14 protein-coding genes are annotated in these 14,510 nt (G+C 47.6%); 3 read left to right on the top strand and 11 right to left on the bottom strand.

Annotation, left to right across the window (positions count from 1 at the left end):
* The first annotated feature begins 78 nt into the window (after positions 1–78).
* Positions 79–1,134: a LacI family DNA-binding transcriptional regulator gene (locus ADIS_RS09685; RefSeq protein ID WP_010854294.1), complete on the top strand. Its 1,056-nt coding sequence runs from the start codon at positions 79–81 to the stop codon at positions 1,132–1,134.
* Between the two features lie 159 nt (positions 1,135–1,293).
* Entirely contained in the window at positions 1,294–4,425 is a 3,132-nt protein-coding gene (locus ADIS_RS22305) for a PAS domain-containing sensor histidine kinase (protein ID WP_010854293.1), read from the top strand.
* A 1-nt stretch (position 4,426) separates the two neighbouring features.
* Here ADIS_RS22305 and ADIS_RS09675 read toward each other — a convergent pair whose 3' ends face one another.
* The 11 genes from ADIS_RS09675 to ADIS_RS09625 all read right to left on the bottom strand — a co-directional run bounded on the left by ADIS_RS09675 (position 4,427) and on the right by ADIS_RS09625 (position 13,629).
* Positions 4,427–4,825: a hypothetical protein gene (locus ADIS_RS09675; protein WP_010854292.1), complete on the bottom strand. Its 399-nt coding sequence runs from the start codon at positions 4,823–4,825 to the stop codon at positions 4,427–4,429.
* Positions 4,826–4,928: 103 nt separating this feature from the next.
* Positions 4,929–5,462 (bottom strand): OmpH family outer membrane protein, encoded by a 534-nt coding sequence (locus ADIS_RS09670; RefSeq protein WP_010854291.1) that lies wholly within the window; start codon positions 5,460–5,462, stop codon positions 4,929–4,931.
* Positions 5,463–5,483: 21 nt separating this feature from the next.
* Entirely contained in the window at positions 5,484–6,008 is a 525-nt protein-coding gene (locus ADIS_RS09665; protein WP_010854290.1) for an OmpH family outer membrane protein, read from the bottom strand.
* A gap of 2 nt (positions 6,009–6,010) precedes the next feature.
* Positions 6,011–8,725, bottom strand: a complete 2,715-nt coding sequence (locus ADIS_RS09660) for a BamA/OMP85 family outer membrane protein (protein WP_010854289.1) — start codon at positions 8,723–8,725, stop codon at positions 6,011–6,013.
* On the bottom strand, positions 8,725–9,468 hold the full coding sequence (locus ADIS_RS09655; RefSeq protein WP_035805460.1) for an isoprenyl transferase: 744 nt from the start codon (positions 9,466–9,468) through the stop codon (positions 8,725–8,727). The genes ADIS_RS09660 and ADIS_RS09655 overlap by 1 nt, the downstream gene beginning before the upstream one ends.
* 96 nt (positions 9,469–9,564) lie before the next feature.
* Entirely contained in the window at positions 9,565–10,326 is a 762-nt protein-coding gene (gene porG, locus ADIS_RS09650) for a type IX secretion system protein PorG (protein ID WP_035805457.1), read from the bottom strand.
* A 74-nt stretch (positions 10,327–10,400) separates the two neighbouring features.
* Positions 10,401–11,276 carry an NAD kinase gene (locus tag ADIS_RS09645; protein ID WP_010854286.1) on the bottom strand — a complete coding sequence of 292 codons (876 nt, stop codon included), beginning with the start codon at positions 11,274–11,276 and terminating at the stop codon, positions 10,401–10,403.
* A 7-nt stretch (positions 11,277–11,283) separates the two neighbouring features.
* Positions 11,284–11,949: a CBS domain-containing protein gene (locus ADIS_RS09640; RefSeq protein WP_010854285.1), complete on the bottom strand. Its 666-nt coding sequence runs from the start codon at positions 11,947–11,949 to the stop codon at positions 11,284–11,286.
* A 121-nt stretch (positions 11,950–12,070) separates the two neighbouring features.
* Complete coding sequence (locus tag ADIS_RS09635) at positions 12,071–12,643, bottom strand: anthranilate synthase component II (protein ID WP_010854284.1); 573 nt, start codon at positions 12,641–12,643, stop codon at positions 12,071–12,073.
* On the bottom strand, positions 12,627–13,172 hold the full coding sequence (locus tag ADIS_RS09630) for a CvpA family protein (RefSeq protein WP_010854283.1): 546 nt from the start codon (positions 13,170–13,172) through the stop codon (positions 12,627–12,629). The genes ADIS_RS09635 and ADIS_RS09630 overlap by 17 nt, the downstream gene beginning before the upstream one ends.
* Position 13,173: 1 nt before the next feature.
* Complete coding sequence (locus ADIS_RS09625) at positions 13,174–13,629, bottom strand: GatB/YqeY domain-containing protein (protein WP_010854282.1); 456 nt, start codon at positions 13,627–13,629, stop codon at positions 13,174–13,176.
* 155 nt (positions 13,630–13,784) lie between these two features.
* Between ADIS_RS09625 and ADIS_RS09620 the strand changes: the two genes are divergently transcribed.
* The gene (locus tag ADIS_RS09620; protein WP_010854281.1) at positions 13,785–14,501 is read left to right on the top strand and encodes a pyridoxine 5'-phosphate synthase; all 717 of its coding nucleotides are present in this window, start codon (positions 13,785–13,787) and stop codon (positions 14,499–14,501) included.
* Positions 14,502–14,510: the final 9 nt, after the last annotated feature.

Genomic DNA, 14,510 nt, shown 5'->3' with positions numbered 1-14,510 from the left:
ACATCAATGTTATGCCAACTGAGTAGATCTGTTTCATCCCAGGTTTCTTTGATTCAGAGTTACCGGTAAAGTTATCGTATGAAGAACAACGGAAGTTTGTCAGGGGTAAAGGAAATTGCCCGTCTTGCCAACGTGTCCATCGCTACAGTGGATCGGGTCTTGCATAATCGAAGTGGCGTGTCGCCAAAAACGAAGAAGAAGATTGAGGCTATTATCAAGGAGCTCGATTATCGTCCAAATATCCTAGCCAGTAGGCTGGCATCCGGAAAGGTGTTCCATATTGCCGTTTTGATCCCCAAGCGGAGCGAGCGTACGGATTTTTGGGAGGCTCCCCTGAAAGGGATAGAACGTGCGCAGGAGGAGATCAGGGCCTATGGCGTGACGGTCGACATCTTTCAGTTTGATCTTCAGAGCAAGGCCAGTTTCGTGGGGGCAGTGGCTGCCGTTAAACTTAAGGCATACGACGGCGTACTATTGGCTCCGGCTTTTTTGGATGAGGCGGAGTCTTTTCTCAGCTATTGCAAGGGCAAAGAGATACCTTTTGTCTTTATTGATAGCAACATGGAAAACCAGCCCAGCCTTTCCTACATAGGCCCCCCTTTATTTCAAAGTGGATTTTTGGGTGCACGTCTTTGCGATTTCCGCTTGGGCAGTGCCCGTAAGCTCCTGCTGGTCCACATAAGCAAGCAGCCGGATACGTATGGCTATGCACAAATTGAAAAAGGGTTTAGGGCTTATTTTGAAGGCCAATCCCTTCCCAGTGATATATTGCGGCTAGTTATCGACCGAACGGATGAAGAGTCTGTCGCCATTTCTTTGAAGCGGGCGTTGCTTCAGCATCCGGACGTGGAGGCAATCTTTGTAACCAACTCAAGGGTTTTCCTTGTTGCCCAGTGTTTGGAGGGATTGGGAAAATCAGGAATTCATCTGGTAGGATATGACTTCGTGCTTCAAAACCAGGAATTTCTTCGGTCTGGCGTGATTGATTTTTTGATTTGCCATAAGCCAGAGGAGCAAGGATATAAGGGAATCATGAATCTCTACCATCACGTAAGCCTGAAGCTGCCTGTTGATCCTGTGTACTACATGCCAATAGATATCGTCACAAAAGAAAATCAGGAGTTTTACCGTTAGCTCTTATCTTGTAGGTTTATCGTTTGGTTTTTTGTTTTGACGGAATAAAGTGATGATAAATGGTAGGAATTGTGTGTATTTTTTTTAAACTTCATGTTATATTTAAAAGGGTATTGCCAATTTATCACCGTACTGGGTATTGCATTTTGTTTTTTTTAGATGAATGATGTAAATGAATTACCCAATTCAGGGTATGAAAGGAGATTTGAGCGGAGGAAGTTAATGTGGAAGGCGGATACCCGCAGTCCACTGGATTTTTTTTGTAGACTGGCAGCACAAATTTGTGAAGCCCCACTAGCCTTTTTATTTTCCACTTCTGATGGGGGGGTTTCGCTATTGTCAAGCCACGGGGCGGAGGGAAGTGACTTGGCTGGGTATGTAAATTTTTCGATTAGCGTGTTTGATGCGGCAGAGGGCAGCACTATGGTAGTTACCGATTTGAAGGAAGATCTGAGCTTCCACAGAAATCCGCAGATTGAACCACCTTTAGGCCTCCGTTTTTTTGCGTCATGTGTTTTTTCGAATGACATGGAAGAGGCGAGGTGCTTTATTTGTGTGCTTGACAATTTCCCAAAAACACTGACAGCGTATCAGTTGCAGTCTTTGAATTCATTGGGTGGACCAGTTTTGGAATTTTTGAGATTGGATAAGCGAGTGGGTGAGTTGGAGTCGAATGAAAAAAGACTTGTCAATACGCTCAAGGTATATCAAGAAGGGCAGCGGATCAATAAGTTGGGCGTATGGGAATTGGATATTGCTACCGGTAAGACCATATGGACAGAGGAGGTATATGCGATCCATGAAGTCCCGGTGGGATTCGACCATAATCAATCCAACGGAGTGGACTTTTACCATCCCGAGGACAGGGAAACCATTCGGGAGGCGGTTATGTCCTGTATCGAACACCAACGTCCATTTGACGTATCTTGTAGATTGATTACGGCTACCGGGAGGGAGAAGTGGGTGAGGGCTACGGGTAAGCGTATCAATGGAACATTACTGGGGGCGTTTCAGGATATCACAGATATTAAAAGGCAGGAATGGAAGTTTAAGGGCATATTTGATTCCAGCCTATCCTTTATAGGTTTCTTGAACCTTGAGGGGGTCTTGTTGGAAGCAAACGAAACGGCTCTCCGCGAAGCTGGCATTCGTAGGGAGGATGTGGTTGGTAAGTTTTTTTGGGACTGTTACTGGTGGCAGATTTCCGTGGCCGCGCGAGAGGAGCTGAAGCATAACTTCAAACGGGCATGCAAAGGGGAGGAGGTTACCTACGAGGTTTCTGTTTGGACGAGGAATGAGACACCCGTGACCATCCTTTTTAGCCTTAAGCCGGTCAGGGATGAATTTGGTAACGTGATTTATATCATACCCGAAGGTCGGCCAATACAGGAGATCGTAGCTACCAGAAACCGGTATCGTGCCTTGATAGAAAGTACCTTGGCGGGCACATTTGAATGGGATGTCTCTTCGGGTAGTATCGTAGTTAACGATCAATATGCATACCTGCTAGGTTATGAGCCTCGGGAGCTGGATTCCTTTTCGGTGAGGGACTGGGAAGATTTTACCGATAGAGTGCACAAAAAAAGGGTGAAAGCTTTGCTGATCAGCTGTTTCAAAAAGGAGAGAGCTTATTTTCAGTTAGAGGTTCCTGCCAGGCAGAAGTCTGGCCACTTTATTTGGGTAAATGTAAGGGGTAAGGTAATCGAATGGTCGGAGGACGGTCGTGCGCTGAAAATGTACGGCACCCTGCAGGATATTAGCGATAGAAAGGAAAGAGAAGAAGAGGCCAGATACCAGCAGAATATTCTCCACGCGCTGTACGAATTGTCGCCGATAGGTATTTCCCTTGTCGACTATTATACGGGCGAATTTGTGGATGTAAACCGAAAGCTATTGGAGCCAACCGGATACACCAAGGAAGAATTTTTACGTCTTACCAATGCGGAAATCACGCCCGTTGCCTATGAACAACTGGAGCAGCAGGCTGTACAGGACATGAAGCTAAGGGGATACTACGGTCCGTACGAAAAAGAACACATCCGGAAGGATGGATCCAGGTATCCGGTTCGTTTGCAGGGAGTGGTTATCAAAGACCTAAAGAGACGCAAGCTTATCTGGTCGTTTACCGAGGACATATCCAGTAAAAAGGAAACCGAGTCCCAACTCAGCGTTGCGCTGGCTAACCTTAGGGCGGTACTCGATGCAGGCACGCAGGTTAGCATTATTGCCACGGATCTGGACGGAGTCATCACCCATTTCAACACTGGTGCAGAGGAAATGCTAGGTTACTCGGGCCAAGAAATGATTGGAAAAAATACTCCGAGTCTGATACACTTGGAAGAAGATATTTTTAGTGAAGCAGCGAAGATACAGGAGGAATTCGGCGAGATTGTTTCTGGATTTGACGTATTGGTTTACAGAGCCCGTAAAGGAATGGCCTATACCCGGGAATGGAACTACCTCCGTGCAGATGGCACGCCCTTTCCTGTTCTTTTATCGGTCACCGCCATTAGGCAGGGTGGCTATACGACTGGTTTTTTGGGGATAGCGGTGGATATTAGTCGTCTGAAGGAAGCAGAACGAAAGGTAAGTGAGTTGCACGAACTGACGAAGCAACAAAATGACCGTCTTCGGAATTTTGCATTTATCGTATCGCACAACCTCCGTTCCCATAGTGGCGGCATTTCGGGACTTGTAGACCTGTTAAAAACCGCCAATCCCGATTACTTCGAAAACGAAGTAGTCAGCATGATTGAGCTGGGGGCCAATAATCTACGACAGACCATTCAGGATCTAACGGAGGTTATAAAAGTGAACCTAGACAACGAAGCCAGGGTAAACCTAGCTATCCGACCTTTGATCCAACGAAACGTCGAAAGCCTCAGCGCAATGATTAGGAAGGAGAATATCCGGGTTGAAAATCTTGTTCCGGAGAGGCTTAAAATCCGTGCTATTCCGGCCTATATGGAGAGCATCACATTGAACTTTATTACCAATGCCATTAAATACAAAGCGACAGACAGGGATAGTTACCTTCGTATTGACGCGACGGAGGACGGGGGTCAAGTGATAATGTCCTTTGAGGACAATGGGATGGGAATAGACCTGGAAAAACACGGGAAGGTATTGTTTGGCCTGTATAAGACCTTTCATCGACACCAAGATTCCCGAGGCGTCGGTTTGTTTATAGCCAAAAACCAAATCGAAACGATGGGCGGCCACATCGAGGTAAGCAGTGAAGTGGGATTCGGCACCACCTTCAAGGTATATCTGCCGGTAGAGTCCGCCTAACCTATTCCCATTCCACCACCCCCTTGTGCTGATTGTTTGACTTGTTTCCATCTTTGGTGTGAATGGTCAGTTTATACTTCAGTTTCTTTTTTTTCCGGTCGGGGCTAAACTTTGTTTCGGACGTGTAGAGTATCGACTTTCCAGGATCCAATGCCGAGGTTTTGGTGTCAAGGCTTATTACCTTACCATTTACGCTTAGAAATACCTCATAGCTGCCCGCCGGTGCCGGTTCGGATCCCACATTGGTAATCACATAGGCGAAGTAGCGCTCCCCGGTTTCGGTGGTGTTCACTATTACTTCCGTAGCTTCCAGATCATAGATGCCCTCCGGTTGGATTGAGAACGATGTAACACTTTGTATTCCTGCGAATACTATCCAGGTAAGGGTTGAAAAATTCATAGGGTAAACAAAGATTGAGGTCAATAGTGCGTCTGGCCGATATAAAAGTATAAAAAAAGCCCAATCCGAGACAGAATTGGGCTTATAAATTTTAATGATAAGATCAGTTTCCAGCCGGAGGAGTTACACCTAACTTGGCCAAAACCAGATCTGTGAACGGATCATCGTCTTTTGTGTACAGAAGGATGGGAGCCTGCCCAGCAGAGTCAGCCAAGATATGCGTATAGTTGTTTTCAGCCGCTACTGCATTGATGGCGTTGTAGACCTTCGTCTGTACAGGTTCCAGGAGCTCCTGGAGCTTGCGCTGATAAGAGGCCTGGACGTCTTGCTGAAATTTCTGAATGTCCTGCTGCATTTTAGTCAGTTGCTGCTCTTTTTCTCCCCTGGCCTGGTCAGTCATTGAGTTCATAGATTGCTGATAGGATTGCACTTGTTGTTGGAAATCCCGTGTTTTGGTCTGAATCTGCTGATCCAATTGTGAACCGTAATCGGTGATATCCGCATCTATCTGCTCCATCTCAGGCATTAGGCTCATAATGTACTCAACGTTGGTATAACCAATCTTTACCTCTTGGGCAGAGGCTACAAATCCCAAGCAAAGCACTGCAATTGCCGATAGGATGATTCTTGCTTTCATAGTGTTAATTTTTCTTAAATGTTAATTGTTTTCATCTAAACCCAACTCTTCCAACACAAAATCGGAATAATCGTGCCTTGGGTCGGTATATATGATCGCGCTTGGGCCTGACGCTTTGTCAAACAAAATGGCCAGTGCATTGCGCTTTGAGACCCGGTCAATTGCATCGTAGATCTTCGATTGCAGGGGCTGCATAAGCTCCGACTGCTTCTGGAAAAACTGCCCGTTTACGCCAAAAACGCGGTTTTTAAACGCAACAGCCTCCCTTTCCTTTTCTCTGATCACTGCGATCCGCTCCTCATACATCTCTTCCGTTAGCAGTACTTCTTCCGCCTTCAGTGCGTTATAGAGTTCTTTTATTTCATTGTCCAATTTTTGTGCCTCTTTTTTCCATTCCGATCCTAAGGCCTCTACCTCCTGCTGCACTTTTTTATAATCCGGGTGTTTGTTGAGAATATATTCGGTATCAACATAGCCAAATTTCTGTCCCATACTGGCTAACGGCAACAGAGACAGCAAAAGTAGTAATTTCAGCCACTTTTCCATAATTATCTGAACTGTTGTCCGATTGTGAAGTGGAACATGCCACCACTTCGACCTGGGTTCGGGTTGGCAATGGACGGCACTTCGTCAAAGCCATAACCCCAGTCTATTCCGAGGAGACCAAACGCAGGCATGAAGATCCGCGCGCCAAAACCGGCAGATTTCTTCAGATCGTATGGGTTGTACTCAGCGTAGTTACCCCAGTTGTTTCCCGCTTCGGCAAAACCCAAGAGGAATATCGTTGCTGAGGGGTTTGGGGATACCAAGAAGCGGACTTCCATCACATGCTTGTTGTAAACAACCCCACCATAGGGAACAGGAGCGCCAGGTTGTCCCCTAAAATCTCGACCGGGAGTGATCGACTGGTTTTCGTATCCCCTAAGACCGATGATTTCCTGACCGAGCGCGAAGTTCATCATATTCATACCATCTCCGCCGAGTACGAACCGCTCCAAAGGTATGATCCCAATCCGGTTGCCATAGGAGCCAACGAATCCCAAGTGGGTACGTGCACTGAAGACCAGCTTATTCGAACCAAAAAGTGGGGTGTAAAGCGATGCGTCAAACATCCACTTGTGATATTCCAGCCACTGGTACTTCACTTCATCCGGCGACTCCCGATTAATACTCCTGTTCATGGAGGTGTAGGGAGGGGTCAGGGTACTGCTCAGAATAATATTTGAACCGAATCGCGGGTAAATCGGGTTGTCAATGTTGTTTCGGGCTATGGTGGTATTCAAGGCAATGCTACGTGCCGTCCCCGTGTTGTAGGTCAATCCGAAGAAATTCCCATAGCGGTCGAAATCGTATACCTGAAACTGAAGTGAGTTACTCACTTGGAAATAATCATCCGGCCAGGTAACCCGCTTGGCAAGTCCGACGTTTACCCCGGTTATTTTAAAGGATCCCATGTCCGCACCGAAATTCTGCCGGTTCCACATGTCGATCTGTCGCTGTACCGAGTGATTGAACCCTACACTTAGTGCGTTAGGCTTCTTGCCGCCAAACCAAGGCTCCGTGAAGGATATGCTGTAGTTCTGAAAGCTCCGACCATTGGCCTGTACCCGTAGTGCAACTTTCTGACCATCCCCCACCGGCAATGGCCTCCATTTTGAGAAGTCGCGGATATTTTTGATCGAGAAGTTATTGAAAGTCAACCCCACAGTACCTACGAATCGGAATAGTCCTCCCCAACCGCCAGACAATTCTATCTGATCGTTCGGCCGTTCTTCGAGTTTGAACACGATGTCTACCGTAGCGTCTTCAAAATTCGGACGCATGTCTGGCTCTATGTTTTCCGGGTTAAAGTAGCCAATCTGTGAAAGTTCACGGATGGTTCTTACCAGCATGCTTCGGTTAAACTTCTGACCGGGTAGGATACGAATCTCTCGCATCACCACGTGGTCACTGGTACGCTCGTTACCTTCAATGGAAACCGAGTTTACCGTTACCTGCGGCCCTTCAAAAATCCGTAGTTCTATATCGATGGAATCCCCGGCAATATTGACCTCTACCGGATCAATGGTAAAGAAGAGGTAGCCGTCGTCTTGGTACAGGGAGCTGACGTCGTCTCCTCGCTGAGGATCGTAGTTTAGGCGTTTGTCCAGTTTTTCTTTGTTATAGATATCACCCTTAAAGATGCCCAACTTGGCCTGCAGCTGATCGCTATCGTAGATATAGTTACCTGAAAAGGTGAGGTTCCTATAGTAGTATTGCCTTCCTTCTTCTATGTCAATATCCAAATTGATTCGATTTGCATCGTAATTATACACCGAGTCACGGGTAATCACTGCGTCCCGATAACCCCGGCTATTGTAAAAGGCAATGACCTTTTCTTTATCTTCTCTGTAGTCGCTGCGAACAAATTTGGAGCCGTTGAAAAAGTTAAGCTTGAAGTTTTTGTTGATATATTCCTTGATCTGCTCTTCGGTCACGGGATTTCGGTAGGAGATGGCTTCCCCCGCCGTCCGCGGTGTAGTGTTTGTGATCCTAGATACCAGATCTTTGAAGATGTAAAACCGAGGATGCTCTTTTGTTCCCTTTAGTTTCTTTTTGATTTTGTTTGCGGGAATGTTATCGTTTCCTGCAATTTTTATTTCGTTGATCCGTACCTTGGTGCCCTTGTCTACATTGAAGCGTAGTTTTACGCTGTTAGGCAAAGTGGTATCCCTTTCTTGGACGACCTTCACCTCGGTGTTGAGGTAGCCCTTGTCCACAAAGTAGGCTTTGATTTTCCGTTGCGAATTGTTGAGCACGTCATCACGCACTACGCGACCCCTGATGGAAACCTTGTCCTTGAGTTCCCCCTCTTGGGTTTTGTTGATTCCGGTGAACTCCACACGGCTAAAGCGAGGCCTCTCGGTTAGTTCCAGGAGAAGATAGATATCATCCCCTTCAATTTTGGTTACCAGAATTTTTACGTCGCCGATGATTCCTTGCGCCCAAAGTTTCTTTAGTGCGCTGGAGATCGCATCCCCCGGCACACTGATTTCGTCGTCTACCCGCAGACCCGCCAAAGAGATGATGGCCGTCTCGTCCAGCGTACTTAACCCCACCGCCTGTATTTCAGCTATCCGGAATTTTTTTGGCTTTGAGTAGTCTAAGTCCAGGATATTGGTGGGCCGTTGGGTGGCGAACCTACTTTGGCCCAACCGAATCTGGGCCTCTGCCATGCCTACGGTCAGCAGCAATAAACAGACGATTAATGGTAATTTTTTCATCAACTTTGCGATTTTATCTGAGCCCCTGTCAAACCGAAGCGCCGTTCGCGCTGCTGATAGGCCAGTATGGCTTCGTGGAGGTCATGTTTCCTGAAATCCGGCCAAAGTACCTCTGTAAAATACAGTTCGGCATAGGCCAGTTGCCAGAGCATGAAATTACTGATTCGCTGTTCTCCACTTGTTCGTATCAATAGTTCTGGATCGGGAATTCCTGCGGTATTCAAATGGTCTGCAATAACGCCCTGATCTATTTCTTCAGGTTTAATATCACCAGCGATTACTTTTTTGACAATATCTTTTACCGCTGTGACTATTTCCCAGCGACCGCTGTAACTGATGGCCAGTACTACGGTAAGTCCGGTATTGTTTTTGGTTTCTTCCTTTCCCCAACTGAGGTGGGATTGGCATTTTTCGGGGAGGGTGCTAAGGTCTCCGACTGTAACCAGCCGGATGTTGTTTTTCATCATGGTAGGCACCTCATCGACTATCGCCTCTACCAGCAACTCCATTAATGCGTTGATTTCCTCCTCCGGTCGGGACCAGTTTTCCGTCGAGAAGGCATAGAGAGACACGTATTCCACTCCAAGTTCGGCAGTCCCTTCGATAAGATCCCGGACGGCAGCGATGGCATTGCGGTGTCCGAAGATCCGCATAGCTCCCTTTTTCTGGGCCCAACGGCCGTTACCGTCCATTATTACCGCAATGTGTTTGGGGATATTATTGCTGTCGATTTGTTCCTTCATGCGATGTGCCTCTCCAAAACTTCTGTTTTTGAAGGTACAAAAATGACATTTCTTTTTTAAATATTCGACCCCTAGACCAATTATAAATCGTTAAAGCTAGTTAAAGCATTTAACCTGGTGGAACGAATAACTGAGGGAAACACCCAGAAAATAATACCAGTCTCGGTCGTTGGGATTGCCAAAATTCAGCGCATAAGGGTTCACCACCCGGTCTGTGGGAGGCGGACCCTCTTGGAAACGCGGGGTATATCGCTCCTCGTTTGCAATCCGGTCTATGTTGTCGGTAAAGGAAGCACGAACCCCCGCTTCCAAACCTAGGATCAAACGATCCTTTAGCTTGTATTTGAGGCCGATACCAAAGGGAATCACCGGAGAGCTTGTATTGTAATTTCCGGCAGCGAGGTCTTCCTGATGGGATTGCCCATTTCCGCTAAAAACACTGTAACCTAATCCTAAGAAGCCATAGGGGGAAAACGGGGTAACGGAGTTGTGGGCCATGTAATCGAGAAAGTGGAATTCCATCACCGCGGACACCTCCACCAAAGTGCCTCGAAAATGAGCATTTCTCGCCAAAGCCATGGGATCTAACGGCCGTATACTGTCCGCGCCATTAAGCCGGGCGATGTGCACGCCAGCCCGCAAGCTCCAAGCATTGTCAAAATTTCGTCTGCCAAACAACGTACCTTGAATACCCAGCTGAGTTGGATCAATGCGACGGATGATGTCACCGCTATAGGTGGCGGTTCCGATTCCAAATCCAATCTCATGTTGCTGTGCATTTGACTGAAGTGGGCTCAAGGCCACCATCCAACCCAATACAACAATTTGTAACGCAACGTGGAACGCTTTTCTATTCAAGTCTTTGCAATTTATAAACTACCCAACGAATAAAAAACCTGCTTGGATATTTGCTGGGTTAATTTTTGTTAAAACTAATTTCTCATATCAAAGCCCCAACTGAGCTTTTGACGAAGGGTATCGTAGAAACTATGGGTGTGGCATTTGACCAATTTGGCGACAAACTTTTCCTTTTTGATTTTCAACGCCACGGAAGCGTCTATTGGTGTAGACCTTGAATCTAAAGATACCAGAAATTTTTCACTTCTGCCCTCGATCTTAAACGATATTTCGGTATCGTCCGACACGACCATGGGCCGCACATTCAGGTTGTGCGGGCTTACCGGCGTGATCACGAAGTTTTTCGCAGAGGGGGAAATCAGCGGACCACCGCAGCTCAACGAATAGCCTGTGGAGCCGGTAGGGGTGGAAATTATCAGGCCATCGGCCCAATAGCTGTTGAGATAAGCTCCATCAATGTATGTGTGTACTGTGATCATGGAGGAGGTATCCCGTTTGTGGATGGTGAATTCGTTCAGCCCGAAGTTTAGCCCGTCAAAAAGCTCCGTGTCCGAGTCGAGATGTACCAAGCTTCTTTCCTCCAGGTCATAGGTCTTTGATACCAGCGTCTGCACGGCTTGTGCGATGTCGTCCTTAGCGATGGTAGCCAGAAAACCAAGCCTACCGGTATTGATTCCCATGATTGGGGTTTCGTGGGGGCCTACCAAGCACACCGCATCCAGCAACGTGCCATCACCTCCCACAGAAATGACAAAATCCATCTCGGTGAGCTGGGATTTATCGGAGATGAGCAAGAGGGAGTCGTATGGTATGCCGAGTTTTTGCAGGCTGCGGAAAAATGTCGAAGTCACATAAACCAGAAAACCTTCCGCTGTTAGTAGTTGGATGAGTTTTTGGATGTAAGGCTTGAATTCGGGCTCAAAGTTAATTCCGTGGATCGTCGCTTTCATCCGGTGGTCAGATATCTAAAAAGCGTAGCAGGTTTCCCAGCCGATCCTGTTCGGAACTCAGCCCTATTTCTTCTTGGTAGTGGTCTATTACCTTGTAGCCAAACCGTTCCATCGTAGCCTTTATATGGCGTAGCTCTGTCTGGTCCAGTTTGAGCGTCACTTTGATTTTGCTATCGTCCAAGGGGTCGCTGGAAATGAAGCTGCTCAATATTTTGGCATTTTCGGACTCTACGATTCGGGCGATGTCGTAAAGGCTGTAGTCTGTCATAAACATCGACAAAATCAACACCCCGCCCTGCGATTGGATAGAAATGGAATCGGTAAAAGCCGTGATGGCATCCTCTACGGTGACCACCCCTTGGTATATCTGCTCTTTGTCCAAGACCGCCACCATATTCGAATGATGCTCCGATGATACGCGCAACACCTCGTATATATGCCGGTCCATCTGTACAAAACCACCTTTTGAAATTAGGTCAATATCCTGGATTGTGAGATCCGGGTCATTGATTTCATAGATCATTTCATCAGTGACCAAGCCCATAAAATGCCCTTCATGCACTACAGGCAATACGTCGGTACGGATTTCCTCCATCCAGGCCAACGCCTTTCCGACCCGGTCTGTTAGCTTCAGGGGGGGGATGAGGTTATTTATAAATTCGTATGCCTGCATGGTGTGCTAAAGATATTAATTTGAAACTAAAAATAAAACGTGACGAACCCGCTGAATGTTCATTATGCAAAAAATCCCAACCAAAAACTGCATTTTTGCGCTGGTTTTCCATGGAAACGGCCTAGGTGTCCAGATTGTGGAACCGTATCCATGACCGAATAATTTCCTCTCCATATTCGGAAAGGTAGGCCTCGGGGTGAAATTGGATGCCCACTAGGGGAAGGCTGCGGTGTCCGATAGCCATTATTTCCTTTTTGTCGGTTTCATAAAGAACCCGCAGTGTATCCGGGAGGTTTTTCAGTTCCAGTGAATGGTATCGGGTGACCGAAAAGCGGTCGGGCAGGGAATCAAATACAGGATGTGGGTTCACCCGCCGGATTGTGCTCACTTTGCCGTGCATGGGCCTTTCACTGCGCACCAACTCAGCCCCGAATAGTTGTCCTATGGCCTGATGCCCCAGGCAAACGCCCAATACGGGCAGTTTGTCGTAGTAATAGGCGAGGATATCCATCAGGTTGCCTGCTTTCCGGGGTGATTCGGGTCCCGGAGAGATGACGAGGGCTGCGAATTTCTGTTGCTTTAAAGATTCTACGTCTACGTCATTTCTTCGGATACAAAGCGCTACGCCTGTGCGGAGAAAATAATCAGCCAACAGGTAGGAAAATGAATCAAAATTGTCAATTAGTAGGATCACCGGCTCCGGAGTTTACCAATTCTTGAACCGCGGCCATTGTTGTCTCAATGATGGGAGTGTAGCGGTCTAGCATGTCCACTACCGTGGGGGCTATCGGGGTGATCATGGGATAAATTACCGCCCCTTCCCGAAAGGAATCGGGTGCTTTGAAGTCAAATGCGTTGGCAACCCAAAGCAAAAGACTGATCATCATGGCCCATTTCAAAACACCCAAGACCAGTCCTGCAAAGCTGTCAAAGGTTCCCAAAATCGTTAGGTTTAGGCCCTGTTTTACTACGTAGGCCAATAGGCGGATAAGTGCTGTGACCACGAAGAAAATAAGCAGGAAGGAAATAAATGGGAGCATAAAGGTTAGGCTTTCCACGTGTTCCGAGAGGAGCGCGGCTCCCCAATGCATAAAACGAAAAGCGACGATCAAGCCAAAAAAGAAGGCAATAATGGTCAAAATGCCAATGAAAAGCCCCTTTTTGTACCCACTATACGCCCCTATGCCCAGCATCCCCAACAGGATAACATCAATCGTAGCCACCTCATTGGGGGGTCAGAAGTTCTTTTACTTTAGCAGAGATATCTTTGCCGTCGGCCTTTCCCGCCAGTTTTTTTGTGGCAGCACCCATTACTTTGCCCATATCTTTTGGGCCCTCGGCACCCACTTCGGCGATGATGGCTCGGAGCTCCGCATTCAATTCCTCGCTACTGAGCTGACGGGGAAGGAACTCGTTGATTACCGCCAGTTCGCTTAGCTCTAGGTCTGCTAGGTCCTTGCGGTTTTGCTGCTGGAAGATGTCAGCCGAATCCTTTCGCTGTTTGGCAGCTTTTGTGAGAAGTTTTAGCTCGTCCTCCTCTGAAAGCCCTTTCTCGCCACCTGATTTGGTCTCGTCGAGTAAGATCAACGACTTTATGGCCCGAAGGGCGCGAAGCCTGTCCTTTTCCTTTGCCAGCATGGCTTTCTTGATTTCATCCTCGATCTTCAGTTTTAAGCTCATGGTCAGTGTCGTTTTGGTTGGATAAACACGTATGGGTCAAAATTGGGATAAATGTTGATGGCAGCCAGGATTTACAAGCCACGAAAACGAAATTTCGGACGTTGTGGTTTATCTTTGAGGCAGCCTACACACAAAATTAGGCTTTAATTAGATATATGACGAAATTAAGTGTAAATATTAACAAGATCGCCACCATTCGAAATGCCCGGGGAGCCAACAATCCGGACGTGGTGAAAGTGGCCTTGGATGCAGAGCGTTTTGGCGCACAGGGAATAACGGTTCATCCCCGTCCGGACGAACGGCATATCCGCTATGATGATGTGCTTGCACTGCATCAGGTGGTTACCACCGAATTCAACATCGAGGGGTACCCGGACAAACGTTACATGGAATTGGTACGCCTCACGAAACCCGCGCAGGCTACCTTGGTGCCCGATCCACCCGAGGCGATTACCTCCAATACCGGCTGGGATACCATTGCCCACCAAGCTTTGCTCAAAGATATCATTGCCGAACTGCATGAATACGGGGTTCGCACGTCGATTTTTATCAACCCGGAGTCCCGCTATTTCGAGCCTGCCAAAAATACCGGTACCGACCGGGTGGAACTCTACACGGAACCCTACGCCAGCCACTACCACCAAGACAGGGATGCCGCAGTGCGCCCCTACGTGGAGGTGGCCAAGTTGGCACGCGAACTGGGCCTGGGTTTGAACGCCGGCCATGACTTGGACCTGCACAACCTTGCCTTTCTCAAACAGCAAATCCCCTGGCTAGACGAGGTATCCATCGGCCATGCGTTGATCTGTGATGCCCTGTACTACGGCTTGGAAAACACCATTCAGATGTACCGCAGGCAGCTAGAGCTTTAGGCTTAGCAG

Source organism: Lunatimonas lonarensis, assembly GCF_000390185.1.
Classification (GTDB): domain Bacteria; phylum Bacteroidota; class Bacteroidia; order Cytophagales; family Cyclobacteriaceae; genus Lunatimonas; species Lunatimonas lonarensis.
Note: the sequence above shows the minus strand (reverse complement) of the source record. Positions and strands in the feature narration are given on the sequence as shown.

Bases quoted from the DNA above. Each gene is read 5' to 3' on its own strand.
- ADIS_RS09685 (WP_010854294.1), top strand. From the start codon at position 79: ATGAAGAACAACGGAAGTTTGTCAGGGGTAAAGGAAATTGCCCGTCTT.
- ADIS_RS22305 (WP_010854293.1), top strand. From the start codon at position 1,294: ATGAATGATGTAAATGAATTACCCAATTCAGGGTATGAAAGGAGATTT.
- ADIS_RS09675 (WP_010854292.1), bottom strand. From the start codon at position 4,825: ATGAATTTTTCAACCCTTACCTGGATAGTATTCGCAGGAATACAAAGT.
- ADIS_RS09670 (WP_010854291.1), bottom strand. From the start codon at position 5,462: ATGAAAGCAAGAATCATCCTATCGGCAATTGCAGTGCTTTGCTTGGGA.
- ADIS_RS09665 (WP_010854290.1), bottom strand. From the start codon at position 6,008: ATGGAAAAGTGGCTGAAATTACTACTTTTGCTGTCTCTGTTGCCGTTA.
- ADIS_RS09660 (WP_010854289.1), bottom strand. From the start codon at position 8,725: ATGAAAAAATTACCATTAATCGTCTGTTTATTGCTGCTGACCGTAGGC.
- ADIS_RS09655 (WP_035805460.1), bottom strand. From the start codon at position 9,468: ATGAAGGAACAAATCGACAGCAATAATATCCCCAAACACATTGCGGTA.
- ADIS_RS09645 (WP_010854286.1), bottom strand. From the start codon at position 11,276: ATGAAAGCGACGATCCACGGAATTAACTTTGAGCCCGAATTCAAGCCT.
- ADIS_RS09640 (WP_010854285.1), bottom strand. From the start codon at position 11,949: ATGCAGGCATACGAATTTATAAATAACCTCATCCCCCCCCTGAAGCTA.
- ADIS_RS09625 (WP_010854282.1), bottom strand. From the start codon at position 13,629: ATGAGCTTAAAACTGAAGATCGAGGATGAAATCAAGAAAGCCATGCTG.
- ADIS_RS09620 (WP_010854281.1), top strand. From the start codon at position 13,785: ATGACGAAATTAAGTGTAAATATTAACAAGATCGCCACCATTCGAAAT.